A 25,671-nucleotide genomic window follows, 5' to 3' on the forward strand; every position below is an offset into this window, starting at 1 on the left:
TTAAATGGCTACTCTTTGCACGCAATCGTGCAATCCCTTTCAGTAAATGAGCAGAAAATGACAGCGTCCGAACGGCGGCTCCAGATTGTGGAACTCATAAAAGAGCGTGGCTACGTCAATGCCGCCGAGTTGTCCGAAATGTTCTCGGTCGACAGTTCCACTATCCGCCGGGACCTGTCATCCCTGGAGAACAGCGGCAAACTGATTCGTACCCACGGCGGTGTGCTGCCCTCGCAGGATGCCGACCAAGGCGATACGCCGTATAACGTACGACGCAACATGCATGAGCAGGGCAAAGCCGCCATTGCCCGGGCCGCGCTGGACTACATCGAGGACGGTCAATCGATCATCTTGGATAACGGCTCGACGGTGTTTCAGTTGGCGCTGGCCTTGAAAGCCCGCAAGAACATCACGGTCATTACCAATGACCTGATGATCGCGATGCAGCTCTCCCAGCACCCGAGCATTACACTGCATGTCGCCGGCGGAATGATGCTCAACAATGTTTTCACCCTGGTCGGGCCCGACACCGTGCAAAAATTCGAGAACATCCACACGGACTGGGCGTTTCTGGGGGCTGAAGGCGTGCATCCGGAAAGTGGCATCACCAATATCAACACGGTGGAAATTCCGATCAAGCAAGCGATGATCGCCTCGGCGAATCAGACCATCGTCCTGGCGGATAGCTCCAAGCTCGGATACAAGGCCTTTTCGCATGTTTGTAGCCTCGACGCGATTACTAAAGTCATTACCGATGATCAGCAAACCATCAAGCATCGCCATACTTACGCCGACAAGCTTGAGGTTGTACCGGTCCGTTAGGTTGCAGGTGGAATGAATTCGTAGCGAAACACCTAGGGCTGCAGCCGCCTTGGGTTGCGCTGCAATCGTGTAAGCCACGACCTTTCCCCCATCTCACTACGTTGGGAATCAACGGTAGGAACATTAAAACCTGGGTGGTTTGACACTACTTCCACTGATGAACGCATCGTTATTGAAACGCCCGTCAGCCTTAGCTCGAGAGGTCATCGGCTTGGGCACGTAGGCGGTGATGCCGGGACAAGCCAGGTTTGTTCGCTTTTGAAGTAACCTCGGTCAGCCACTACCGACAACGTTTCTGACGCCATCGCCTCGCGGGCCTGCTTGGCCATTGAGCTGAGTTGATCGCGGTCGTAACCGATGTTGGAAACCTCATGTGCAACAATCAAATGGTGCTGCGTATCGACCGCTGTCTGCACGCTGTAGCCGACGATTCCCGAACCGCGCGTCATCATGGAGCGGGCGTCTGGATCGGTCAGTGAGACCTGTTTATCCGGCGATTCATTGAGCTGGATTTCGATCGCCTGAAGCTCCTTCATTTGAGTTTTGAGTTTTGAGTTTTGAGTTTTGAGTTTTGAGTTTTGAGTTTTGAGTTTTGAGTTTTGAGCTTGGCGATTTTCACTGCCAGCCGCATGGCACTGGGCTCTGAAGCTGTGGGTTCTTGCCGATCGGCTGCATCGAGTGCCGTCAGGTAACGGTTGATACTCGATTCGATTTCTTCCATTCGCCGCTTCAGTTTGGCGCTGGTGAAATTGCGGTCGCGATTGTTGACTGCCTTGAACTTACTGCCGTCGATGGCAACCAGATTTTCTCCGAATAGTCCCAACTGTTGACACAGCACGACGAACTGGCGACATCCGCCTCGGATGGCCTTGCTGTTGTCTTTTCGGAAGTTGGCGATGGTCTTGAAATCTGGCATCAACCGCCCGGTCAGCCACATCAGCTCGACGTTGCGTTGGGCTTCTCGCTCCAAACGTCGGCTCGACTGGATGCGGTTGAGGTAGCCGTAAATGTAAATCTTAAGCGGGATCGCTGGGTGGTAAGCAGGCCGGCCTGTGTCGGCTGGGATAGCACCGTCAAAAACCAAGGAGACCAGGTCGAGTTCATCGACAAAGACGTCGACTACGCGCACCGGGTTGGTATCGCTGATGTAGTCGTCGAGACTCTCGGGAAGTAAGGTGCCTTGGCCTCGATGTTCACCTTGGATAAAACGCTTCATGGGCGATCCCTGCCATGAAATCCTCAGAAATCATAGCAAGAGTTCGCGAAGGCGTTTTTACACACTCTGGGCCGTTTGTTGCCTGTCCGGAAAGATTGAATAAAGCTCCAGGTAGGCAATGTCCAACACCTGATTTTTTATCTTGTCTAATGGGGCGAGGAGTGTTCTCCAAGGTCAATGCAACGAATTCCACGCCCGGGCCTCATACATAAACGAACCGAGCCATTGTTGCTGGTAATGGATGCAAGGGTCGGTTGCAGGCTCCCCCCCAACTAGAGGCAATGGATTTCATGACGACTGCTGAAAATAACCATGTGGCGTGGTTGGTCGAACAATCCATGCTACATGCCGCAAGGCAACGGACCCTACTTTATTCGGGACAAGGACGCTTGTGGCAACAGCCCTATGCCCATACCCGACCTCGCGACGCTTCGGCCCTGGCTTCGGTTTGGTTTACTGCCTATCCGTCTTCCATTGTTACCCGGGAAAACGGCACCGTACTTGAGGCCTTGGGCGATGAAACCTTGTGGCATGCGCTGTCGAGGATCGGCATCCAGGGCATCCACAATGGGCCGCTGAAAAAGTCCGGGGGTCTGAGGGGGACGGAGCACACGCCGACCATCGATGGAAATTTTGACCGCATCAGTTTCGACATCGACCCGCAACTGGGCACGGAGGCGCAGCTTCAGGCGTTGACCCGCATGGCCGCCGCGCACAACGCCGTCATCATCGATGATGTCATCCCGTCTCATACCGGAAAGGGCGCGGATTTCCGTCTGGCCGAGATGGCCTATGAAGATTATCCGGGGCTCTATCACATGGTGGAAATCCGCGATGAAGACTGGCCGCTGCTCCCTGACGTTGCAAAAGGGCGCGACGCGCAGAACCTCAACCCGCAGCAGGTTGATGCGCTGCGAGACAAGCATTACATCGTCGGCCAGTTGCAGCGGGTGATTTTCTTCGAACCGGGTGTGAAGGAAACCGACTGGAGTGCGACGCCGATCATATTGGGCGTCGATGGCAAGCCACGGCGCTGGGTGTACTTGCATTACTTCAAGGAAGGCCAGCCCTCGTTGAACTGGCTGGACCCAACCTTTGCCGCGCAACAGATGATCATCGGCGACGCGCTGCACGCCATAGACGTCATGGGGGCGAAAATCCTGCGTCTCGATGCCAACGGATTTCTCGGTGTGGAACGCAAGCTCGATGGCACGGCCTGGTCGGAAAGCCATCCTCTGTCCATCACCGGTAACCAGTTGCTGGGCGGGGCGATTCGCAAGGCCGGCGGCTTCAGTTTTCAGGAACTAAACCTGACCGTTGACGATATCGCCGCGATGTCCCACGGTGGTGCTGATCTCTCGTACGATTTCATCACCCGGCCGGCCTACCAGCACGCGTTGCTGATGGGGGATACGGAATTTTTGCGACTGATGCTGCGCCAGATGCGTTCGCTAGGTATCGACCCCGGCTCGCTGATCCATGCCTTGCAGAATCATGACGAGCTGACGCTGGAGTTGGTGCATTTCTGGACACTGCATGCCCACGACACCTTTTTGTTCCAGGGCCAGACATTCCCCGGCAACATCTTGCGCGAACACATCCGCGAGCAGATGTATGAACGCCTGGCCGGAGAACACGCGCCCTACAACCTGAAGTTCGTCACCAACGGCGTGTCGTGTACCACCGCCAGCATCATCACGGCCGCGCTCGGGATTCGCGATCTCGATGCAATTACTGCTGCCGATATCCAACAGATCCGCCAGATTCATTTGCTGCTGGTGATGTACAACGCGATGCAACCCGGTGTGTTCGCGTTATCGGGATGGGACCTCGTGGGTGCACTGCCGCTGCCGGCGGACCAGGTCGAACACCTGATGAGCGATGGCGATACCCGCTGGATTCACCGTGGCGCCTACGATCTGGTGGACTTGAACCCGGATGCATTGTTGTCAGCGGGCCTGATGCCCCGTCCGAAAACCCTGTACGACAGCCTGCCCACGCAATTGAAAGACCCGGATTCGTTTGCCTCGCAACTGAAGCGAATCCTGGCGGCTCGCCGAGCCTACGATATTGCCGCCAGTCGGCAGATCCTGGTTCCGGATGTCCAGCACCCAGGGCTATTGATCATGGTCCACGAATTGCCGGCGGGCAAAGGCACACAAATCACCGCGCTGAACTTTGGCGCGACACCGATCACCGAAACCCTGCACTTGCCCAACATTGCACCGGGGCCGGTGGTCGACATCATCAATGAGCGGGTCGAGGGCGACCTCACGCCCGAGGGCGAATTCACCATCACCCTCGATGCCTATGAAGGCCTGGCTCTGCGTATCGTCAGCAGTTCGCCGATGATCTAGGCGCGGGTGTTGCTTACGGCGGTCTGTTTGACGCCCTTCGCGGTTTTTGGCGCTCTCATCAGCAGCGGGCCAAATGTTGCGAGCAGGCCAAGCATGATCAACGGGAAAAACATCAGTGACTCCAGGCCGAACTGGCTGACGATCACGGTGATGGCGGCGGGTCCCACGAGCATGCCGGAGAAGCCGATGCAATTGACGATGCCGATGTTGCGACCGGCATGTCGCGGGTCCCGGCGTCCGGCAGCGGAAATCATCAGCGGCGCGATGCAGGAAAGTCCAAGGCCGAACAACGCAAAGCCGAGAATTCCGGTAACGACCGTGCCGCCGACGATGGTGAGGGTCATGCCCAGCACACAGACTGTGCCGCAGGCGAACACCACTTGAGCGTTACCAAAGGCCGCCGCCAGCCGGTCGCCGAACAGACGCCCGATGAACGCCGCACCGACGAATATCGACACTGCCATGCCGGCGGTGGACGTCGAGGTCGAGAACTCGCGGCGAATGTATTCCTGGCCCCAGTCGGCAATCGCGTTTTCCCCCATCATGCTGCCCAACAACAGTGCACCAAGTGCAATCATCACCAGCAGCGTTTTGGTCGATGGAGGCTTGCCGATTTCATCCGCGGACTGAGCGTCTGTTTGCCAGTCGCCTGAAGCCGCGTCGGGAACGTCATGCTTGCCCAGCAGCCAGCGGCTGAACACACAGCCGACGATCAGCATGGCAATGCCCAGCACGGTAAACGGCACTTTGACGCTGTCGGTGTAGAAACCCGTCAGCCAACTGCAGGCCATCCCGAGCAGAAAACCACCCAGCGAATAGAACGCGTGGAAGCCGGACATGATCGAGCGCCGATAAAACCGCTCGACTTGCACACCATGGGCATTCAACGCGGTATCCAGCGCGCCGCGCAGCAAACCCAGCACCACGCCAAAACTCATTGCAAACCAGAAACCGCTGACGAAACCCAACGGAATGATGGATAGCGGATAGGCAAGGGCGCAGACGGTGATCACCGGTTTTGCACCGAAGCTGTCCAGCAGACGGCCGACCAGCAGGGCTCCCGCCGCTGAGCCGACGCCGACCCCGAGCGCGATCAGGCCGAAGTTCGCATCACCCAGCTCGCCGGTGAAACCCAGTTGTGTCCTGAAGACACTCACCCCGGTCGACCAGATGTACATCATTGCGCCGATCATCATGAAGCCGAGGAAGGTCGCGATACGCGCCTTGCGGATGCGTGTGGGGATCGGTGTTTTTTGAACGTTATTCATCACGCTGCATTTGTCCCTGTTGTTTTTGTGGGGGTGTTCATGCAAAAGCTGAGTCACACAAGAGTTATACGTATAACCCGTTCAAAAATAATATCGGTGACGGCATTGATGTCAACTGTTTCTGGGAGGCGATTGCCATTCAGGTGACATATGGCATGCAGATATGCTCGGCAAGGCGATCAGTTTTTAACGTGGCCTGTGGTCGAACAGGGTAATTTGAGTTATACGTATAACTTGCATTGATCCGAGCGCAGGGGTTTTCGTGTCGTCTCAAGAATTGCTACTGCCGTGCACCACGCCTCATATGTTGGCCTATCGATCGACGTTCCTGTTGTCAGGGCTGTGTATGGGTGCCTGGGCGCCCCTAGTGCCCTATGCACGCACCCGGGCCGGGGTTGACGACGCGGCCCTGGGGCTGCTGTTGCTGTGCCTGGGCTTGGGCTCATTGGTGATGATGCCACTGGCCGGCATTCTCAACGCGCGCCGGGGCTGTCGTTTTACGATGCACGTGGGCATTGCGCTGGTACTGCTGACCTTGCCTTTGTTGGCGACGACTCATTCCTTTATCGGTTTGATGTTCGCCTTGGTGGTATTTGGGGCAGGGTGCGGGTCGGTCGACGTGACCATGAACGTTCAGGGCGTGATGGTCGAGCGCGCGACGGGACGTTCACTCATGTCCGGTTTCCATGGCCTGTTCAGCCTCGGCGCGATTATCAGTGCGGCAGGTATTACCGCGTTGTTATGGCTGGGCGCCACGCCGTTGATGGCCAGCAGTGCGGTCATGGCAATCCTGGTCGCCTTCGTCCTGACCCATGGCCGCCAGTTGTTGGGGCGCAGCGGTGACGAAGGCAGCCCGATTTTTGTCCGGCCTACCCGAAAGGTTTTACTGCTGGGCATGCTGTGTCTGTTCGCCTTCCTGGCCGAAGGGGCGATTCTCGACTGGAGCGCGGTGTTCCTGGCTGACGAACGAGGTGTCCAGCATTCCCTTGCCGGCCTGGGGTACGCCGTGTTTGCGGTGATGATGGCGCTGGGGCGATTGAACGGTGACCGGATACTGCTGAAGCTGGGGGCACGGGTGGTGTTGATCGGCGGTGGACTCGTGGTCATGTTGGGATTCGCGATGGTCGTGTTGGCCAATGACTGGCTGTTGAACCTGGTTGGGTTTGCGGTGATTGGCGCCGGTCTGGCCAACATCGCTCCGGTTTATTTGTCGCTGGCAGGTGCGCAAAAGACCATGCCTGGCGAACTGGCCATTGCCGCTGCCACCAGCCTGGGTTACCTAGGGATTTTAATGGGCCCGGCCGCCATCGGGTTTGTCGCCCATGCCAGCAGCCTGCCCCTGGCGCTGCTCGTGGTTGCCGCGCTAATGATCGCGGTCATTGTCACTGCCACTCGGCTGGTTCCGAAGTTTTCGCCTCAACAGTTACACTGAGCGCGTGGCGTTTTTTATCACTGACCTCGCACGGGGTTTTCACAAAGGTTGGGAAGCAAGCGATGGCATCCGTTTCAATGAAAGATGTAGCACTGGCGGCGGGGGTGTCTCAGCCTGCGGTGTCTTACGCTTACAATCGCCCATCCAAGCTGTCCGAGGCCCAACGTGAGCATATCCTTGCCGTAGCCGCGTCGCTGGGCTACCCGGGACCCAATGTGCTTGGCCGGAGCCTTCGCTCGGGCAAGATCGGGGCGATCGGGTTGATGATGATGGACAAGTTGTCCCTGGCGTTCGCCGACCCTTGCACCGTTGCCTTGCTGCGCGGGATCAGCGAGGTGGGCGAACTGGAGAACGTTGCGCTGACGTTGTTCCCTCTCAACAACAACCGGTTGGTCGGTCGGACACCGGCAGCCAATCACGGCAGCCTGGCGCTGCGAGGGTTGGTTGATGGCTTGATCATCTCGACCCTGCCCGATGACCACCCTGCGGTACTGGCGGTGGTGAAACAGAACATTCCGTTTGTGGTGATCGATTCGCCGCTGGTGGAAGGTGCTTTTTTTGTCGGGATCGATGACCGGGGGGCCGCCCGCACGCAGGTGCAGCACTTGCTGGATCTGGGGCATCGCAAAATAGGGATCATCATTGACCGTCTGAACCCTGACGGTTATCGCGGTCCGATCGATCCGCAGCGTTTCAAGCATGCCAGTGAGCGCATTGTCAGGGAGCGGCTGACCGGCTACGTCGAGGCGGCGAATGCGGCTGGCCTGGCATTCGAGGACCTGAGCATTATCGAAGCTGGTGGACTGGATTCGACGTCCGGGCAAGCGGCCGCGTTTACCCTGCTGACGTCCAGCGACGTCACGGCGGTGGTTGCCTGTTCCGATGTGATGGCGATCGCTTGCATGAAAACGGCTCACGCGCTCAATCGCAAGGTTCCGCAAGACCTGTCGGTGATCGGTTTCGACGACATTCCCGAAGCGGTGCAATTGGGCCTGACTACTATTGGTCAACCCATGGTGGAGAAGGGCGTCTACGCCGCGAGGCTTTTGACCGAGCAACTCAATGCACCGGCCGACACCCGGCTTGAGCCTGAGCAGAAGATTTTCGCCACCAAACTGATCGTGCGTGGTTCAACCCAGAAGGTGCCGGGCGTTTAACCGCGCTCATGGCATCAGGCTGCGGTGTAATCACTACACCGCAGCGCTTGCCGCTCAGGACACTTCGTGTTTGAAGTTCGCCGCGACCCGCAGGGCGTTGGCAGCGATGGTGAGTGCCGGATTGACCGCGGCCGAGGACGGGAAGAACGAACTGTCGACCACCCAGACATTGTCCAGGTCGTGCATCTTGCAGTTGAGGTCCAGCACGCTCGACGCCGGGTCCTTGCCCATGACCGCCGTACCGCATTGATGCGAGTTGGTGGCAATGCCCATGCGCGCCTTGAGGATCAGCGGATAGCCCGCGGCCCGCATGACACGGCTGGTCTTGTTCACCAGGCCTTCATGGGCTTTGAGGTTGTTGGGTGTCCAATGGACCTTGATCGCACCCCGTTGCGCGTCATACGTGATCCGGTTTTCCTGGGTGGGCAGGTCTTCCGACGTCAGGTACAGGTCGACGCTGTGATCGGTGATGTATCGCGAGGCGAACTTCGGCAGCCACGGACGCATGGAGCTGATCATGGGTTCGCGAATTTTCCCCAGCATCTGCACGTTACCCAGAGGAAACGCGTTGTTCGCACCGGCGCTGTACCAGTCGTTGAGGGCCAGGGTCTTCTGGAATACCACCTTGTTCTTGCGTCGAGGGTCTACCGCCAGCATGAAGGTGCTGTTGTGCACCATGTAATTGCGACCCACTTGCCCTGAGCTGTTGCCCAGGCCTTCGGGGTGCTGTTCGTTTGCCGACTTGAGCAGCAGCGCAGCGCTGTTCACGGCTCCGCAGGCCAATACGAAGCGCTTGGCACGCAGCGTCACTGCACGACCCTCGATCAGGCCGTGGGCCTCAGTGACCGTCCGCCCGTCTGCCGCTGTCTTCAGTTGGTTGATCGTGGTACGGGTCAACAGCCTGACGGTTGCACTGCGCAAGGCCGGTCTCAACGCGCTGACCTCTGCGTCAGCTTTGGCGTCCAGCAGGCAAGGGTACCCATCACACGTTGAACAGAGTACGCAGTCACCGCCATTGCCATAGTCCACTGCCGCGGGCATCACAAAAGGCTTGAGCCCGGACCGGCGCATGCTCTGCTCCAGGGAGGCCAGGGCAGGGTCATGTTTGAGCGCAGGTCTTGGGTAGGGGCCTGAGCGCCAAGGCTCGCTGGGATCTACGCCTGCTGCGCCATGCACGCGGTAGAGTTTTTCCGCCTCGTCGTACCAGGGCTCCAGGTCCGCATAGCTGATCGGCCAGGCCGGGGAGAGGCCTTCGGCGTGCTGGATTTCGGCAAAGTCGGCTTCGCGAAACCGTGGCAGCATCGCGCCGTAGAATTTGGTGTTGCCGCCGACGTAATAAAAAACGCCTGGCGAAAAGGGTTGGTTGGATTCGTCCAGCCATTGTTCGGCATTGCGATAACGGCCTTGGCCGAAAACCGATTCGGTGCTCCAGTTCTGTATTTCTCGCGGCAGGAAATCACCGCGTTCAACGATGACAATGTCCAGTCCGCTGTCGCGCAGCGCATGGGCAAAGGTCGAACCGCCCATGCCCGAGCCGATAATCACCACATCACAATTGATATTGCCATCTGCATCAGGTGTCACCACGTCGAGGGCGCGCGGTTCGCGCGACGCCCCCGATTGTGGATTCAGCTCTGCATGATGCGTAATCAATGCATCACTCATTTGAGCCGCTCCAGTTCTTATAGGTGTTGTTCGGAGTTGCGCAGTTCCCGGTATTCGTCCTGGCGCTCATCGGTGATGTACTCAGGAATCGGGAAGTCCCACCAACCCGGTACCCAAGGGCCCGCAGCGTCGCGGTCGGTCGGGACCTCGATCAGCACCGGCGCGTTCAAATCCAGGGCTTCCTGCAGGATCGGCTCTAGGTCTTCCGGGCGCTCCACACGGTAGGACTTCAGGCCGAAGGCTTCGCCCACCGCCTTGAAGTCCGGGCTATATGGAGTGCCATCCGGATGGTTGAACTCGGTACCGATATGGCGGCTGGTCTGCTTGCGCTGGCCACCGCGAATCGACATGTACCCGGCATTGTTCTGGATCATGAACACGACTGGAATGTTATTGGTCACGCAGATCGCAATTTCCTGCGAGGTCATCAGGAAGTCACCGTCACCCAGGATGCACACCACCGGCTGGTTCGGCGCAGCCAGCTTGGCGCCGATGGCGGCAGGTACGGCCCAGCCCATGGAGGAGAACCCGCCGGAGGTCAGGTGAGTGCGAGGGGTATAGACCGGGAAGGTCTGCTTGACCGCGCCCTGGGTATTGCCGGAGCCGACCACTACTATGGTGTCCCGCGGGAAAATCTTGCGCAGCGCACCCAGTGGACGTTGAGAAGTGAACGGGAAACGGTCCGAGTCACGACGACCGGCCAGCTTGGTTTCCCATTCATTCTGATAGCCACGCAGATCGCTAAGGTACGATTCGCGATCGACGGTCTGACCCTTTAGGCCTTCGACGATGGCGGCGAGGGCGTACTTGGCGTCGGCGCAAATGCCTACGGTCACCGGGTAGTTCTTGCCGATTTCGTGCGGGTCGATGTCGATGTGAATCAGCTTCGACGGCGGAATCGCAAAGGTCACGCCCTTGGCGTAGCTGGACGATGACCAGTCGGTGAAGCGGCAACCCACGGCGATAATCACATCGGCGGTGGAAGCCACTTTGTTGCCGCACATCGTGCCGGTCTGTCCGACGCTGCCGGCGAACAATTCATGGTCCTCGGGGAAACCGCTTTTGCCGTTCCAGGTGGTGACCACCGGGATTTTCCACGCTTCGGCCAGGGCCAGGATCTCGGCGTGCGCTTCACCGGTAATCACACCGCCACCGATCACGAGCACCGGGCGTTGGCAGGCTTGCAGTTCTTGCACGGCACGGGCGGTGGCCGCCGGGTCAGGGAACGATTTGCCGATCGGGGTGCGCTCTTCGAGGTCATGCAGCGTCACTTCAGCCGCTTCGGCTTGCACGTCCATCGGAATTTCGATGTGCACCGGGCCAGGACGGCCGGTGACCATCGCGCTCCAGGCGCGGTGCATCATGAACGGCAGCTCTTCGACGCGCGTTGCGACCCAATGGCGCTTGGTCACCGCTTCGGCGATTTTCGGGAAATCGTTATCGGTGTAGCGCTCCAGTTCTTGCAGCAAACCGTGGCCGCGCATGTGGGTGGGCGGCCCACCGGTGATCAGCATGAGGCTGGTGGAGTCGGTGAAGGCCGTGGCGAGACCAATGATGGTGTTGGTGGCACCGGCGCCGATGGACGTGACAGCCGCCATCGGCTTGCCGCACACCCGGTAGTAACCGTCTGCCAGGTGCACGGCACTCTGCTCGTGGAAGACCTGGATGAACTTGAGTTTCGAGTCTTCTTCGAGAAAGGCGTCGGTGAGTGTCCAGATACCGTGGCCGGGAATACCGGCGACATACTCGACGCCGTAGTTTTTCAGGGTTTGTGCCACGATCTGGCTGCCGGTCAATTTGCTCATGACAGGACTCCTTGGGTTGATGAAAGCGGGGTGGATGCGGTGGTTTTGCCGTGACCTTCAGCGCGTCCGCGCGTTGCCCAGTTCAGGCCCTGCTTGGTCAGGCGGCGAATGTTCGGGTCGGCCAGGTTGCTGGTGTCGTGGCCGATGGAGTGGTAGAAAACCCGTCCCTGACCCCACTGGCGTACCCAGGCGACCGGGCTGCGATGACCCTTGATCCAGGGGAACGGATTGCCGTCGAACGTGGTTTCGGCGAGCACATGGATGTTCGGGTCCACTTGCATGTAGTACTGCTCGGAACGCACCTCGAAATCCTCGACGCCTTGAGTGACCTCATGGGTGTGGTCGATCACGTTGACCTGGTAAGGATGGGGAAAGCCTTCGCCCATCGGATGCTCGAGAAAGGAGCCACCCAGTACCCAGTGGTACTTGAGGCTTGCACGAAAAGCCGCGCCCGCACCGTGCCAACCCACCAGGCCGGTGCCGCTTTCGATCGCTTCGAGCAGGCGGTTTTCCTGAGATGCGGTCAGCGTTTCAGTGGTAACTGCGTTGTTCCAGCCAATGACGATCAGGTCGTAACCGGTCAAATCCCTGTCCAAGGTGAAGATGTCTGTGGACTCTTCAACGTCGAAATCCAGCTCCTGGAAAACGGTCCGGGCCCAAGCGGCGATTTCATAGGGGAAATGGCCGGGCCAGCCACCGTATAGATACAAGACTCGACTCACGGTTAGTCACCTCTTTGGTTGGTTGTGATTGTTAGGTTATACGTATAACCGCTTATTTAAGCTATCACTCAAAACGGCGCTGTCAATGCCTGGAGTGCATTTTTTAATTGAATGGCCAAGTCGGCCTGGAGATTCGTCAAGATGGCGTGAATGGCCACAAACAACGGAACAGTTTTGTTCGCTGCGCTTTTGATAAGAAAAGGTTATACGAATAATAGAGATGCCCGTGCCAGAGCGGCGGTGCTGTCAACAGTGCTTCAACTTTGCGTCTGTGCTGCGTCAGATCGCGTCAGCAATAAACCCGCTGCGAAATTGCCGGGAGCAGGGGGGTGAGAAAAGATGTTTGCCAAGGCTGAGTGCATGTTGCGTGCATCAAGAACCACCTGGAGCAAATTGATGATTCGTTATCTGAAAAAAAGTAAGCCCGTCGAAGCCCAAGCAGAAATCGCCTCCCAAGTCCGCGATACGGTCGAGCAGATCATTGCCAATGTCGCCAAAAACGGTGATGCAGCCGTTCGGGAGTATTCGAAGAAATTTGATAAGTGGGAGCCTGCTACCTTCCGCTTGACCGACGAAGAAATCGCCGCGTGTGTGGCCAGTCTGTCGGAACAGGAAATCGGCGACATCAAATTTGCGCAGGCACAGGTCCGTCGGTTTGCCGAAGTGCAGAAAGCCTCGATGCACGATGTCGAAGTCGAAACACTCCCGGGTGTGATCCTGGGGCATCGCAATATTCCGGTGAACTCGGTGGGCTGCTACATCCCCGGCGGTAAGTATCCGTTGTTGGCGTCGGCACACATGAGCGTATTGACCGCCAAGGTGGCGGGGGTGAAGCGTGTGGTGGCAGCGGCTCCGCCGTTCGACGGCAAGCCACATCCGGCCATCGTGACGGCCATGTACCTCGCCGGTGCCGATGAAATCTATTGTGTGGGCGGGGTTCAGGCCATTGCCGCGTTGGCATTGGGCACAGATGACTTCAAGCCGGTCGATATGATCGTCGGCCCGGGCAACGCCTTTGTCGCCGAAGCCAAGCGCCAGCTGTTCGGCAAAATCGGCATCGATCTGATTGCCGGCCCGACCGAAACACTGGTGATCGCCGATGACAGTTCCGACGTTGAAATCATTGCCGCAGACTTGCTGGGTCAGGCCGAGCACGGCGTCAACTCGCCAGCGGTGTTTTTGACCAACAGCGCTGAACTGGCAGAAACCCTGCCGGCGGAAATCGAGCGTCAGCTGGCCATTCTGTCGACCGCGCCGGTCGCCTCCGTCGCCTGGCGTGACTATGGCGAGATCATCCTGTGCGACACCGTGGACGAATTGGTCCAGGAAGCCGACCGCATTGCCTCCGAACACGTCCAGGTCATGACCCGTGACCCGCTGTATTTCCTGGAGCACATGACCAACTACGGTGCGCTGTTTCTCGGAGAGCGGACCAACGTTTCCTACGGCGACAAGGTGATCGGCACCAACCACACACTGCCTACCACCGGGACGGCGCGTTACACCGGCGGCCTGTGGGTCGGCAAGTTTATCAAGACCTGCACTTATCAACGTGTCTTGACGGACGAGGCCTCTGTGCTGGTGGGCGAGTACTGCTCGCGCCTGTGCGGCATGGAAGGCTTTGCCGGGCACAAGGAACAGGCGGATATCCGCATTCGGCGTTACAAGCAGCCAGTCTGATGTCTGCCGTTTATAGAGCGCAACGTTTGTCTGGGTGAGAGCGTTCGTTCTCCAACATCGAACCGACGGATCTCACCAGGTCACTGGTTAGTTGCAACACTTGGCAAGTGGGTAGCGGGAAAAAGGGTCGTTTCTCGGTACTACGGGTCACTCTTACCGCTTGCTAAGTGTTTTCAGGCTCCCCAACTGGGGGGCTTTTTTTTTAGTTGAATTTTAGTGAGGCAATGCGATGGGAACCTTGTCGATTAAAACAAAAATAACGCTAGCCGCCGGGAGTTGCCTGTTTGTCATGGTGTTTTGCTTGGTGGGCTTTTCAATTCAGCAGATGCGCGACACGTCAACGGTGGTCAGAGAGTCCGGCACGAACTCGCTGTCACTGGCCTCGATGCAGTACCTTGGGGCGACCGGACACCTGCAGGCCAATGGGATTGAGCAGCGGTTCCTCAGCAGCATGATGTTTACCCGTTCCTTGGCTACCCAGGTCGTAATGATGCGCCGGCAAGCACGACAAAATGGATTGGCTGCCAGGCAACTGCGAGGCGATCTGTATCGCCTGATTCGGGCGCAGGTGGCAACCACGCCGGAGATACTCGGCGTAGGCCTCTCATTTGAGCCCAATGCGTTGGATGGCGCCGACTCGAACAGCGTCAATGCAGCAGAGTTCACCGGCAATGCCAATGGGCGTTTTGCGGTGTACGTCTCTTCCATGCAGAACTTCGCCCTTGAAGAAAAGGAAATGCAGGATGACGGTGACCCGGGAAAAGCGTGGTGGAATTGCCCGAAGAAAACGCGCAAGCCCTGTTTGATCGAGCCCTATTCCTTCTTGTTGAATGGAGCGCCAACACTGACCTCGAGCATTGCGTTACCCCTGATGGACGGCGGAAAGTTCATCGGCGTGGTCAGTATCGACCTGGCGTTGAGTAGCCTGCAAAACATTGCACAGAAAGGCAGTGCTTCCCTGTTCGAGGGGCAAGGAAAGCTCACCTTTGTCAGTGCCGCCGGCGTCATCATGGGGCGCAGTGACGATCCTGCATCGCTGGGAAAATCTATCAGGGACATCTATCCGGGGCAGGCTGCAAAGATGTTTGAGGGATCTAAAACTGGCGAAACCCTATCCATTGATGATCCTGACAACCCGGTCATCATGCTCGTTGTACCGTTTTCCCCTATACCGAACGCCAACCACTGGATGACGGTTATTGAAGTGCCGCGTGCCACGTTGATGGCCTCCGTCGCTACGTTGCAGCAGGTTCTGGATCAATCAAATCAAAAGTCGGTCACCGTGCAGATGGCCACCGGGATTGGTGTCACTCTGGCGGGTACGTTGCTGATGGGATTATTGGCGGCGAGTGTCACCCGGCCTATTCGACGCGTATCGGAAATGCTGGAAAACATCGCCAATGGCGAAGGCGATCTGACCCGCCGACTCAGCGTTGAGCGGAGGGACGAAATTGGCGTGCTGGCAGGTTGGTTCAATCGATTCCTCGATAAGCTGCAGCCGATCATCGCTCAGGTCAGTCAGAGCGTACTGGACACCCGCTCCACGGCTGACCAAGCGTCTTCGATTGCAACGTGCGCCAGCCGCGGTATGCAACAGCAACTGCGGGAGGTTGAGCAAGTGGCGACCGCCGCTCACGAGATGAGTGCGACTTCTCAGGAGGTGGCCCGACATGCTTCCATGGCGGCGACTGCCGCGTGCGATGGCAATGTCGCGGCCCGCTCCTGCAAAGACACCATCGAGACTGCTGCACAGTCCATCCAGTCACTCGCGACGCATATGAATGGCGCCATGACGGGGGTACGCGATCTCGCCCACAGCAGTGAGAAAGTCGGTAGCGTCCTCGATGTTATCCGCACTATTGCCCAGCAGACCAATTTGCTGGCGTTGAATGCTGCGATTGAGGCTGCCAGAGCAGGGGAATCGGGCAGAGGGTTTGCTGTAGTCGCTGACGAGGTTCGTCATCTGGCCCAGCGTACCCAGGACTCCGTGAGTGAGATTCAGGGTGTCATCGAAAGCCTGCAGAACGGGGCGAGCGAAGTGGTCAACGCTATGCAGAGCCAGCACCGCCAGGCCGACACCAGCGCAGCGCAAGTACTTGAGGCTGTACATGCATTGACCCATGTCAGTCGCAGTATCGACATCATCACCGATAGGAACCTGCAAATCGCCAGTGCTGCCGAAGAGCAAAGTGCCGTATCCGAAGAGGTGAGTCGTAACATTTCGGCTATCAGGGATGTGACGGGGGCCTTGGTGGAACAGGCGGATCAATCGGCGCGTATCAGCCTGTCCCTGAACGATTTTGCCAACCGGCAGCAAGTGCTGATGAACAACTTCCGGGTTTGACCCGCCTGTAAGAGGTTGGCCGCGATGGCGTCGAGTTTGTCCATCGCGGCCAGGCCGCTACAGGGCCTGATCAGCACGCAGAATGTGATCAGCCGCTTTCTCGCCGATCATGATTGCCAGTGCATTGGTGTTGCTGGAGCACAAGCTCGGTGCGATGGAGTTGTCGGCGATCCGCAGGCCATTGATGCCGTGTACCCGCAGATCGTTGTTCACCACCGCCATGGCGTCCGTACCCATCTTGCAGGTGCCCACCGGATGCAGCGCGGCGTGGGCGTGTTGGCGCACGAAGCGCCGATAGTCGTCACGTGTGCGTAACGGTTCTGCGGGCACGTGCTCGCGCAGAATGTGGCCGGCCAATGCAGCTTGGGACATGATGTGCCGACCAAACTCAGTGGCCTGTGCCATGCACTCCACGTCGAGCGGGTCGGTCAGGTAATTAGGCTCGATGCGGGGCAAGTTCATGGGGTCTGCGCTGCGCAGTTGCAGGAATCCGCTGGAACGGGGACGGGTCTGACACACGTTCAAGGTGCAGCCGTTGCCACCGGGGACGGAACCTACACCGGCCTCGACGCCGGCCCCGGCCATGAAACAGTACTGGGCGTCCGCGCGGTTCTCGGCCAGAGAAGTACGCCAGAACGCGCCACCTTCGACCACGTTGGAGGTCACCGGGCCTTGCCGGAACAAGGCGTACTGCAAGCCGGCGGCGATCTTCCAGTGCGGCGTCTTGTACTTGTCGTAGCTCAAGGGGCGACGCAGTTCATTGATCAACGACACCTCGATGTGATCCTGCAGGTTTTGACCGACCCCTGGCAGGTCATGGATGCACTTGATGCCCTTGTCGTGCAGGTGAGTGGCGGGACCAATGCCCGACAGCATCAACAGTTTTGGCGTATTGATCGCCCCGGCGCTGACAATCACTTCGCGTTCTGCCCGCAAAACATGACGACGGTTTTTCTCCAGGTATTCAACGCCAGTGGCCCGACCGTTCTCGACCAGGATTCGCAGCACCCGGCAATTGGTCTTCACCGTCAGGTTGGGGCGCCGCCGCGCGGGTTTGAGATAGGCCACCGAAGTGCTCGATCGCAGGCCGTTGCTGGCGTTGATCTGATACAGCCCGCAACCGTCCTGCACCCCGGAGTTGAAATCGGCGTTATAGGCCAGACCTGCCTGCTGGCAGGCCTGTAGCCAGAGTTTGGTCAAGGGGTGGGTGAAATGTTGATCGCAGACGCCGAGCGGGCCGTCGGTGCCATGGGCGTCGTTGCTGAAGCGGTCATTGTTTTCGCATTTCTTGAAGAACGGCAGTACGTCCTTGTAGGCCCAGCCCCAGGCACCGCCATCGGCCCAACTGTCGTAGTCGGCAGGTTGCCCGCGCAAGTAAACCATGGCGTTTACCGAACTCCCGCCGCCGAGCACCCGGGCCTGCACCATGGTCGGATTCGGCGTGCCGATATAATCGGCTGGTGGTTCCCAGGGGTAGCGTTCAACCAGGTTGCCCTGGCTGGTTTTATAGAAACCCACCGGCAGATGAATGAATGGGTGGGTGTCTCTCGGCCCTTCTTCCAGCAGCACGACTGACGCCAGTGAATCTTCGCTCAGGCGCGCGGCGATGACGCACCCGGCTGACCCACCCCCGACCACGATGTATTGGACCATTGTTGTTCACCGTTCAGGTCAAAAAAACGCCGGATCAGACTCTTGGTGAAGAGGTGATCCAGCGTTGGCGTTACTGGCAGACCCTGCGCGAAATGCAGCAGGGATTGTCGTTCAAACGAAAGCTGTTCAGGCGGGTATCACCACGAAGCTGTCCGGTTTGCAGGTCAAGGCGACATCCGCACCCGGCGGCAGAGTGAGGCTGCCGGGGGTGGGCAATTGCTGGCATTTGAGGTCAATGGTTCCGCCGGCTACGGCGACGCGGTAAATGACCCGATTGCCGATGAACGAGGTATCTTTGACCTTTCCGATAAAGGCGCCGTCTGCCAGCGGGTTGCCCTTGGCTGGCTCAAGGCAGATGGTTTCCGGACGGATCGAGACATTGACCGGCCCGGCACTCAGGCTGTTTTTGGCCGTGTGTGCGTAGCGCCCGAACGGAAGCTCGACATAACCACTGGTGGTATCGCCCAGCCCATAGGTGCCGTTGACGATATTGGTGTCGCCGAAAAATTTGGCGGCGAACAACGTACGCGGCGACCAATACATCTCCTGCGGTCCACCAATCTGCTCGATGCCACCCTTGTTCAGCAGGACCACCCGGTCGGACAGGATCATCGCTTCGTCCTGGTCATGGGTGACGTAAACGAAGGTGGTCGAAGTCTCTTCGTGGATCCTTTTTATCTCATTGAGCATGTGGTGGCGAATCTTCAGGTCAAGTGCCGCGAGTGGCTCGTCGAGCAACAGCACGGCGGGGCGATTAACCAAGGCCCGAGCTAGGGCGACCCGTTGCGCCTGGCCGCCACTGAGTTCGGAGATCCAGCGATTCTTGAAGCTTTCCAGTTGCACCAGTTCCAATGCCTTGGTCACTTCACGCTTGATTTCATCCCGCGGTTTCTTCTTCAGGCGCAAGCCGAAAGCCACGTTGTCGAAGACATCGAGATGCGGGAACAGGGCATACTTCTGGAACACCATGTTGACGGGGCGATGTTCCGGCGCCAGTGCCGTGGAGTCCTTGCCATCGATCACCACTTTGCCGGTGGTGGGCTCTTCGAAGCCGGCAATGATGCGCATCAGTGTGGTCTTGCCGCAGCCACTTGGGCCCAGCAACGTCAGGATTTCGTTGCGCTTTACGGTCAGGTCGACTTTGCCCAGGGCAGTCAGATTACCGTAGCTCTTGGATATTCCGGTCAGTTCGATGCTGTTGGTCATGGCGATTACTCTGCAGTTTCTGCGCGTTCAAGTTCGAGGCGGCGACGGCGCAGGGTCATGACCAGGCCGGCGATGACAATGATGGCAATGGTCACGACCAGCATGAATACCGAGGCGGCATTGATGGTTGGGCTGACAGCGCGGCGCATCATCGAAAGAATCATGAGTGGCAACGTGGTGTCGCTGCCGGTGACAAACACGGTGATCAGGAATTCGTCCAGGGACAGTGCGATCGCCAGGATCGCGGCACCGGCAATCGTCGGGCCTATGATGGGCAGTGTGACCAGCCAGAACGCCTTGAGCGGTGAGGCACCCAAGTCGCGAGCGGCTTCTTCGAACGACAGATCGAAGTACTCAAGACGAGAACGTACGGACTCGACAAAGAATGGGAAGGTGAACAACGTATGGCCGATGATCACCGTCAGCAGTGAACGTGGCAGGCCGATCAACGAGAAGAAAATCACCAGCGCAATCCCCAGGAACAAACCGGGCAAGGCGATGGGAGCGAAGTTCATGAAGGCGAAAATGGATTTGAACCGGCCCTTCATGCGCATCAGCGCCAGGGCTGAGAAGGTCCCCAGCAAGGTGGTCAGAATGGTCGAGCCCGCGGCGACGATGGCGCTGTTGGTCAATGCCGTCATGAAATCCAGGCTGCTGAACAGCGCCTCGTACCATTGAGTCGAAAAGCCCTCGAACGGGAACGACAGCGAGGCCGACGAATGAAAGCTGAACAGCGCGATGATCGCGATGGGCGCGTACAGAAAAAGCATGTAGACGTAAGTGAATAGCCTGATCATGGCGAGTTACCTTTTTTATGAGCGGTCATCAGTCGTGGTAACGCTTGCCGGGTGCCAGGTTTGCAGCCCGCAACACACCCAGCAACAGCGCATAGACCAGCATGAAAACCAGCAGCAGCAAGTAGGCCATCGCAGCACCCAGTGGCCAGTTGCCGACCGAGCGAAACTGGTTGGCGATCACCAGGCCCGTGGTCATCGCGTCTCTGCCGCCCAACAGTTGGGGGGTGACATAGTCACTGGCGGCAAGGACGAAGGTGAACATGAAGGAGCTGACGATGCTCTTGTGCGCCATAGGCATGATCACGCGCCACAGGATGGTGGCGCCGCCGGCACCCAGGTCCGCCGCGGCCTCCAGGTAGTCCTTCTTGATATCGCGCAAGCCCGATACCAACAGCAGCAGGGTGAAGGGCAGCATGATGTGCACCAGAGTCAACACCACCGAAAACTTGCTGAACACCAGCCATTCCAGCGGCTGATCGATCAGCCCGAGGTGTAGCAGGGTGGAGTTGATCACGCCGTTGGTACCCAGAATCGAGCGCCAGGCGTAGACCCGTACCAGGTAGCTGGAGAACCAGGAGACCAAGGCCAGGTACAGAACGGCATTGGAGCGCGTCCGATAGACAATGTAGTAGGCCACCGGTGCACTGATGACCGTCGACAGCACGGCGGTCCAGAAACCGTTCTGCAAGGCGATCCACAGCGAGTCGTAAAACCCAGTGGCACTCAAGGCCTTGGCGTAGTTGGCCAGTGTTGCGGCGGGTTCCATGCTGAAGGTTTTGGCGGTCCAGAAACTCGCGACCAATAACAGTAGCGACGGAATGAGGAAGAACACCACCAGAAAGAACAGTGGAGGCGACGCCAACAGATACCCGCTGAGGGTTTTCTTGTCGATTTTCATGTGTTTGCCAGCCTTGGAATCCCTGTCATCGAGGAGGATGGGCTCGCTGTTGTTGACTACGTTCATGATTTTTGTGCCTTTGCTTTTTTATTTCGATAACGAGGGCGCCTTGCCGGGCGCATGCACGTTGTGACCTGTGCTCTGTCTGAGTGGTACGGACAGCATCCGGCATCGAGCAGAGGAGTGTGTGCCCGCAAGCACCCACTCACTCGTACAGTCCTCTCAAGCCGTTCTTTCAGCCCACCGGATTGCCGAGGGGGCTAGAACGAGCCCTTGAAGTTCGCCCACTGATCGATCCATTCAGCATAGGTCACGTACTTGTCGGAGCTCAGGGGCGGTTGGCCGTAGAGCTTCGACTTCTCGAAAAAGCTGTCCAGGTTCGCGTAGTCGAAAGTGTTTCTCAGCTCTTCGGGGAGCAGCGGCACAGCCTTGCTGTTGACCACGCCAGAGAACATCGTGGTTGCCATCTTCGCTTGGGTATCCGCTTCAAGCGTCTTGTTGATGAATTCCAGTGCGAGCGGTACATCCTTGGCTGTCTTCGGAATGAACAGGGCGTCACACCAAAGGGCAGCCCCTTCTTTGGGCACCGACAGTTCTGTGACTACGCCGCGCTTCTTGGTCTCGCTGGGGGTGTTGGCCGACGCCGAAAACACCGCGTCGACTTCGCCCGATACCAACAGCGAAACTGCATCGCCCGAGGAAGCTGCAAAGACTCGGCATTGATCACGATACGGTTTGAGTTTTTCGAAGGCGTCGTCGAATTCGGCGCGGGTCAGGTTAGGAAACTTGTCGCCATAACCGGCAATAATCGCGATGAGTGACCAGTTGGAAGTACCGTCATCGACAAAGGTCAGACGGCCCTTCAATTTCGGGTCAAGCAGGTCTTTGTACTCGGTTGGTTTCTTCACGTTCTTGGGGTTGTAGACGATGGTGTTCATGCCCCACAACAGCGGGATGCCCCACTGCTTGCCATCCCAGTACCAGCGGCTGCCCTTGTAGAACAGCGGGACGGTATTCTCTGCCGAGTAGTTTGGGATCTTCGAGGTATCGATCGCCTTGAGCAGTCCCATTTCCTGATAGATGGTCTCGTAGCCCAACGCATACATGGTCAAGTCAAGCTGCACAGGGTCGGAGCCGGCCAGTCGCGCGGTGATGTCGTCCTGGTTGCTGGCATAGCTTGAACGTACGGTAATGCCCCGCTGTTTGCGCCAGTCGGCCAGCTCCGCATCACCGGTTTCACCTTCCCAGCCAAGAATCTCCAGATGGCCGGAAGATGCGGCGAACGCACTTGGCACGAACGAACTGATGTACAACCCTGCGGCAGATGCTGCAGCCCCCAGCATAAAGGTGCGCCGGTTCAGGCTGATCGAATCCAGGTTGATGCCGGCTGATCCATAACCCGTCTCTTTTTCTTTTTTCATTTTGAGTTCCTGCCTAGGGTGGTTGTTAGCAAACAATTAGCGACCTGCAAGTGGCTTGGGCTCGGCGGGTTTAGCCGGGCACATCCTTATGCATGCAGTCCTGTACATCGGCAGAGTTATGGCCAGCATTGTTTCCATGCTGCTGGGGAGGTTGTGGCGCTTTGCTGCCTGGTAAACAGAGCATTGCGCAGTTGGCCTCCACTGGTCCGATTGACTCTTCCCTAGCTGGTTGCGCGCCGCTTTCCTCAGGTTGCAAGTGGAAGGCTTCACGTGGCGCGCCCAGCGCTTGATAGGCTCGGCTTGTTGTTTTCATGGGTCGAGTATTGGCCTGGCGGGCAGGGCACTCAATTTCGCAGCCCCTTTAAAAGCGACGCACTCTGACGCATCAAAGTGACCTAATCGGCGCAGCAGGCTCCTGATAACCATAGCCCCGCCTGAACGGGAGACGGGCGGTGTTCACCTGCGTCAACGTGCGTCTCTTTTGCGGGGGGTGCGAAATTGAGCCGTGTTTGTTCCAGGCGAATACTCCGATGACGGTCTTGAGACGAAGCAAGGTGCATCCGCCCTCGCGCCAGCGTCTATTCGATGGGAGTTTTTTCTGTGAAGCTCACGGGTGGTCAGATTGTTGCGAAAGCGCTGAAAGCGAACGGTGTCGACTATGTTGCCGGTGTGCCGGGCGACGGTTCGTGGGCCTTGGTGGAAGCATTGCTGAGGACAGGCTCCGACATCCCGTTCATTCATGTCATACAGGAGCAAAGCGCAGTCCATCTTGCCGACGGCTATTTTCGTGCCTGCGGTCGTCCGATGGCTGTTCTCCTGCCGGCGCCGCTGGGCATCTCGAAAGCCTTGGGCGGGATCGCGGTTGCGTTGGCGGATTCCTCGGCCATGCTGGTGATCAGTGGCGGCGACACCGATCGCGGCGATGACTTGCCTGAATTCACCGCCACTGGCATCACCAAAGAGCATGTGCGAGTTTCGTCGATTGAGCAGTTACCGCAGACCCTGCGCCAGGCCTTCGATACGATGTTCAGTGGTCGCATCGGCCCTGTCTGCCTGGATATCTCGACGGCTGTTCAGAAAGCCCGGGTTGACGCCAGTTTGTCACCCTCCACCTTGCGGGCGAACGGCGCCAGCGACATCCTGCCACTGATGGTTCCCAGACCTTTGGCGCAACTGAGCTCGGTCCTGGAAGGCGATGCGCTGCTGATGGTCGGGACGCAGAGTCTCCAGGAGACAGTCGGTGAGATGTTCCCGGATTATCAACACCGAGCACATTTCTGCACCGCTAACGTCGGTACGGTGGGTTGGGCCGTTCCAGCGGCCATTGGTGCGAAGCTCGCCATGCCGGCACGTCAAGTTGTGTGTGCCATCAGTGACGGGGATTTTTTGCAGTCGATGCAGGAGATGGCGGTCTGCGTCATGCACAGTCTTCCCGTGGTGTTCCTGGTGTTTAACAACAGCGGGCCGGAGTCGTTGAGCGATGTGCACGTTTCGCTCGTGGGGCAACATCGGACCGGGGAATTCAATTTGCCGGACGGCAAACCTTACTCGCCTGACTTCGCGGGCATCGCCAGAAATTTTGGTCTTGAAGCGTGGAGAGTCGAACATGCTTCGCAACTCAATCCATCCTTCATCAAGGCGCTGAACAGCAAAGGGCCTTCGTTGGTCGAGATAATTACCGCCCGCGGTTCACGCGTAAATTAATCAAGCCATCAGCAGAGGGATCACAAAATGGGCATTTTGGACTGGAAACACTGGATCGTCATTCTGGTGGTGGTTGTGCTGGTCTTCGGCACCAAAAAACTGAAAAACCTAGGCACCGATGTCGGCGAATCCATCAAGGGTTTTCGCAACGCAATGAATGACGAGGACGCGGACAGCGAACGCCCGCCGGCCTCGGTGCAGCAGGCTGGCACTGCTTTTGATGCGCCGCCGGTCATCGACGGCCAGCATCGCCAGGTCTGAGCAGCGCGCAGGCGGCCTCAGCCGCCTCAGTCCTGACCGCCCCAGACAATAGTGGCGTTGTCGCCGGTCATGTACTCGCGCACTTCCAGCGGTAACGACTGATCGCTGGGAAGCACAGCGGTTGCATTGCGCAGGTGATGTTTACGGATCTTGCCTTTGTCCACCAGCCCCAGCGCCATACGGGTAGAGAAGGGCTGACGGAAAGAGGACGACGCCACACCGGTGACTAACCCATAAAGGAACCGGATCGGTCGGCGATGCTGCGGCGTGAGAATCGAAAACGTCATTTCATTGCGTTGCTTGCCCTCAAAATCGACCATGAACAGGCGATCGCCCAGCAACAGGCAAAAACCGTGATAAGTGAACGAATAGCCGATCTTTCCGCTGCCATCGAGCAAGGGGAAGCGTTCTACGGTGACGTACTGGACCATCGAATCGGTCCGATACAGGCAGGTGACCGAACGCAGGATTCGGCCTTTATAGATAGATGAGTTGTGGTACCGGTAATAGACGCCCAGGTAGTCTTCGAGCAGATCCGCTGACTGCTTCGCCAGGGGCAGGAAATGATTGAATTGCGCCGAGGCACGCAAATCTGTCGGCAATTCGTTTTCGTAGCCTTCATAAAACTTCTTGAACTCGGCGGGCGGCCGGAAAAGATCTTCGGCCTCCATCATGAAATACCGGCCGATTTTCTGGAGGATTTTCTGTGAGGGTACGTGCTGGCCCACCAGGTACTTATTGAACTGCTGGCGATTGACATCAACTTTGCGGCACATGTCTGCAACCGAGCGGCAAGACTCAACCAGCGTACTCAGGTTTTTTTGCACGTTGGCTTGCAAGTCACTGCGAACCTGTTGTCGCTCAGGGTGAGAGGTGGCAGCAGTTAATGACATGGGGGACGAATCTCCTCGGCTGGGCATTTTTTATCTCGATGTTGGCCTGGATGTAAGAGCGGAAGGTTATATAGGTTATATAGGTTATAAATCAGTTATCGAAATAGCTGTTTGTATAGCTCCGTGCCGAGAAACACTTGCGTATTCAATGTTTTGAATAAGCATGTTCCATGCCCAATCATGATATTTAAGTTCAACCTGTCAATATCAGTCAATGCGTCAGATTGTAAGCGCTTTGACGCATGCCCCCGTACTGTCAATGCGGGGGAAGTCACCGCTGAGGGTGACCGGGAACCTGTGTCGGCCCCGTAAGTTGGGTACTGATAAGCCCGGCAAGTAACACTTACCTGGTGTCGGTAACAACTGTTGC

Annotated in this window: 17 protein-coding genes and 3 pseudogenes; 9 read left to right on the forward strand and 11 right to left on the reverse strand. The window is 57.8% G+C overall.

From position 1 onward, the window contains the following. Nucleotides 1–57 precede the first annotated feature (57 nt). Nucleotides 58–822, forward strand: a complete 765-nt coding sequence (locus LOY55_RS08845) for a DeoR/GlpR family DNA-binding transcription regulator (RefSeq protein ID WP_258667888.1) — start codon at nt 58–60, stop codon at nt 820–822. A 156-nt stretch (nt 823–978) separates the two neighbouring features. Here the strand turns inward: LOY55_RS08845 and LOY55_RS08850 are convergent. Further along, nucleotides 979–2,038 (reverse strand): annotated as a pseudogene (locus LOY55_RS08850) (IS1182 family transposase); the annotation flags it as partial. Between the two features lie 290 nt (nt 2,039–2,328). On the opposite strand from LOY55_RS08850, the gene treS reads away from it, so the two are divergent. Then, the gene (treS, locus tag LOY55_RS08855) at nt 2,329–4,395 is read left to right on the forward strand and encodes a maltose alpha-D-glucosyltransferase (protein WP_258667889.1); all 2,067 of its coding nucleotides are present in this window, start codon (nt 2,329–2,331) and stop codon (nt 4,393–4,395) included. Here the strand turns inward: treS and LOY55_RS08860 are convergent. Continuing rightward, nucleotides 4,392–5,663, reverse strand: coding sequence for an MFS transporter (locus tag LOY55_RS08860; protein WP_258667890.1), 1,272 nt, complete (start codon nt 5,661–5,663; stop codon nt 4,392–4,394). The genes treS and LOY55_RS08860 overlap by 4 nt on opposite strands. Before the next feature lie 304 nt (nt 5,664–5,967). Here LOY55_RS08860 and LOY55_RS08865 point away from each other — a divergent pair, with 304 nt between their 5' ends. After that, nucleotides 5,968–7,095, forward strand: coding sequence for an MFS transporter (locus LOY55_RS08865; RefSeq protein WP_258668301.1), 1,128 nt, complete (start codon nt 5,968–5,970; stop codon nt 7,093–7,095). Nucleotides 7,096–7,157: 62 nt separating this feature from the next. Then, on the forward strand, nt 7,158–8,252 hold the full coding sequence (locus LOY55_RS08870) for a LacI family DNA-binding transcriptional regulator (RefSeq protein ID WP_095057955.1): 1,095 nt from the start codon (nt 7,158–7,160) through the stop codon (nt 8,250–8,252). Nucleotides 8,253–8,306: 54 nt separating this feature from the next. Here LOY55_RS08870 and LOY55_RS08875 read toward each other — a convergent pair whose 3' ends face one another. From LOY55_RS08875 to LOY55_RS08885, 3 genes are read right to left on the reverse strand one after another with little or no spacing between them, the layout of a single operon-like run. Further along, nucleotides 8,307–9,917 (reverse strand): GMC oxidoreductase, encoded by a 1,611-nt coding sequence (locus tag LOY55_RS08875; RefSeq protein WP_258667891.1) that lies wholly within the window; start codon nt 9,915–9,917, stop codon nt 8,307–8,309. A gap of 17 nt (nt 9,918–9,934) precedes the next feature. Further along, entirely contained in the window at nt 9,935–11,722 is a 1,788-nt protein-coding gene (locus LOY55_RS08880; protein ID WP_258667893.1) for a thiamine pyrophosphate-binding protein, read from the reverse strand. Beyond that, nucleotides 11,719–12,444: a ThuA domain-containing protein gene (locus LOY55_RS08885; RefSeq protein ID WP_258667894.1), complete on the reverse strand. Its 726-nt coding sequence runs from the start codon at nt 12,442–12,444 to the stop codon at nt 11,719–11,721. Before LOY55_RS08885 ends, LOY55_RS08880 begins: the two co-directional genes overlap by 4 nt. Nucleotides 12,445–12,840: 396 nt before the next feature. Here LOY55_RS08885 and hisD point away from each other — a divergent pair, with 396 nt between their 5' ends. The 3 genes and pseudogenes from hisD to LOY55_RS31155 all read left to right on the forward strand — a co-directional run. Further along, a complete protein-coding gene (gene hisD, locus LOY55_RS08890) occupies nt 12,841–14,124 on the forward strand; it encodes a histidinol dehydrogenase (RefSeq protein ID WP_258667895.1) in 1,284 nt (427 codons plus the stop codon). Between the two features lie 490 nt (nt 14,125–14,614). Then, nucleotides 14,615–15,562: pseudogene (locus tag LOY55_RS31150) on the forward strand (methyl-accepting chemotaxis protein); the annotation flags it as partial. A 357-nt stretch (nt 15,563–15,919) separates the two neighbouring features. Beyond that, nucleotides 15,920–16,468 (forward strand): annotated as a pseudogene (locus tag LOY55_RS31155) (methyl-accepting chemotaxis protein); the annotation flags it as partial. 57 nt (nt 16,469–16,525) lie between these two features. On the opposite strand, the gene LOY55_RS08900 reads toward LOY55_RS31155, so the two are convergent. From LOY55_RS08900 to LOY55_RS08920, 5 genes are all read right to left on the reverse strand, one after another. Beyond that, on the reverse strand, nt 16,526–18,121 hold the full coding sequence (locus LOY55_RS08900; protein WP_258667897.1) for a GMC family oxidoreductase: 1,596 nt from the start codon (nt 18,119–18,121) through the stop codon (nt 16,526–16,528). Nucleotides 18,122–18,247: 126 nt separating this feature from the next. Beyond that, nucleotides 18,248–19,327, reverse strand: a complete 1,080-nt coding sequence (locus LOY55_RS08905; RefSeq protein WP_258667898.1) for an ABC transporter ATP-binding protein — start codon at nt 19,325–19,327, stop codon at nt 18,248–18,250. Nucleotides 19,328–19,332: 5 nt separating this feature from the next. Next, nucleotides 19,333–20,124, reverse strand: coding sequence for an ABC transporter permease (locus LOY55_RS08910; RefSeq protein WP_095057949.1), 792 nt, complete (start codon nt 20,122–20,124; stop codon nt 19,333–19,335). Between the two features lie 28 nt (nt 20,125–20,152). After that, nucleotides 20,153–21,088, reverse strand: coding sequence for an ABC transporter permease (locus LOY55_RS08915; RefSeq protein WP_258667899.1), 936 nt, complete (start codon nt 21,086–21,088; stop codon nt 20,153–20,155). Nucleotides 21,089–21,282: 194 nt separating this feature from the next. Beyond that, nucleotides 21,283–22,443 (reverse strand): PotD/PotF family extracellular solute-binding protein, encoded by a 1,161-nt coding sequence (locus tag LOY55_RS08920; RefSeq protein WP_258667900.1) that lies wholly within the window; start codon nt 22,441–22,443, stop codon nt 21,283–21,285. Nucleotides 22,444–23,043: 600 nt separating this feature from the next. Between LOY55_RS08920 and LOY55_RS08925 the strand changes: the two genes are divergently transcribed. Together LOY55_RS08925 and LOY55_RS08930 are read left to right on the forward strand one after the other, a co-directional pair. Beyond that, nucleotides 23,044–24,147 carry a thiamine pyrophosphate-dependent enzyme gene (locus LOY55_RS08925; RefSeq protein ID WP_258667901.1) on the forward strand — a complete coding sequence of 368 codons (1,104 nt, stop codon included), beginning with the start codon at nt 23,044–23,046 and terminating at the stop codon, nt 24,145–24,147. Between the two features lie 27 nt (nt 24,148–24,174). After that, nucleotides 24,175–24,408 (forward strand): twin-arginine translocase TatA/TatE family subunit, encoded by a 234-nt coding sequence (locus LOY55_RS08930; protein ID WP_258667902.1) that lies wholly within the window; start codon nt 24,175–24,177, stop codon nt 24,406–24,408. A 26-nt stretch (nt 24,409–24,434) separates the two neighbouring features. On the opposite strand, the gene LOY55_RS08935 is transcribed toward LOY55_RS08930, so the two are convergent. Continuing rightward, complete coding sequence (locus LOY55_RS08935) at nt 24,435–25,301, reverse strand: helix-turn-helix transcriptional regulator (RefSeq protein WP_095057944.1); 867 nt, start codon at nt 25,299–25,301, stop codon at nt 24,435–24,437. Between the last annotated feature and the right edge of the window lie 370 nt (nt 25,302–25,671).

This window comes from Pseudomonas sp. B21-040, from assembly GCF_024748695.1.
Lineage (GTDB): Bacteria > Pseudomonadota > Gammaproteobacteria > Pseudomonadales > Pseudomonadaceae > Aquipseudomonas.

Coding starts and splice junctions, on each gene's coding strand:
- hisD (WP_258667895.1), top strand. CDS start 12,841: ATGATTCGTTATCTGAAAAAAAGTAAGCCCGTCGAAGCCCAAGCAGAA.
- LOY55_RS08900 (WP_258667897.1), bottom strand. CDS start 18,121: ATGGTCCAATACATCGTGGTCGGGGGTGGGTCAGCCGGGTGCGTCATC.
- LOY55_RS08915 (WP_258667899.1), bottom strand. CDS start 21,088: ATGAACGTAGTCAACAACAGCGAGCCCATCCTCCTCGATGACAGGGAT.
- LOY55_RS08880 (WP_258667893.1), bottom strand. CDS start 11,722: ATGAGCAAATTGACCGGCAGCCAGATCGTGGCACAAACCCTGAAAAAC.
- LOY55_RS08860 (WP_258667890.1), bottom strand. CDS start 5,663: ATGAATAACGTTCAAAAAACACCGATCCCCACACGCATCCGCAAGGCG.
- treS (WP_258667889.1), top strand. CDS start 2,329: ATGACGACTGCTGAAAATAACCATGTGGCGTGGTTGGTCGAACAATCC.
- LOY55_RS08935 (WP_095057944.1), bottom strand. CDS start 25,301: ATGTCATTAACTGCTGCCACCTCTCACCCTGAGCGACAACAGGTTCGC.
- LOY55_RS08875 (WP_258667891.1), bottom strand. CDS start 9,917: ATGAGTGATGCATTGATTACGCATCATGCAGAGCTGAATCCACAATCG.
- LOY55_RS08920 (WP_258667900.1), bottom strand. CDS start 22,443: ATGAAAAAAGAAAAAGAGACGGGTTATGGATCAGCCGGCATCAACCTG.
- LOY55_RS08930 (WP_258667902.1), top strand. CDS start 24,175: ATGGGCATTTTGGACTGGAAACACTGGATCGTCATTCTGGTGGTGGTT.
- LOY55_RS08905 (WP_258667898.1), bottom strand. CDS start 19,327: ATGACCAACAGCATCGAACTGACCGGAATATCCAAGAGCTACGGTAAT.
- LOY55_RS08865 (WP_258668301.1), top strand. CDS start 5,968: ATGTTGGCCTATCGATCGACGTTCCTGTTGTCAGGGCTGTGTATGGGT.
- LOY55_RS08910 (WP_095057949.1), bottom strand. CDS start 20,124: ATGATCAGGCTATTCACTTACGTCTACATGCTTTTTCTGTACGCGCCC.
- LOY55_RS08870 (WP_095057955.1), top strand. CDS start 7,158: ATGGCATCCGTTTCAATGAAAGATGTAGCACTGGCGGCGGGGGTGTCT.
- LOY55_RS08845 (WP_258667888.1), top strand. CDS start 58: ATGACAGCGTCCGAACGGCGGCTCCAGATTGTGGAACTCATAAAAGAG.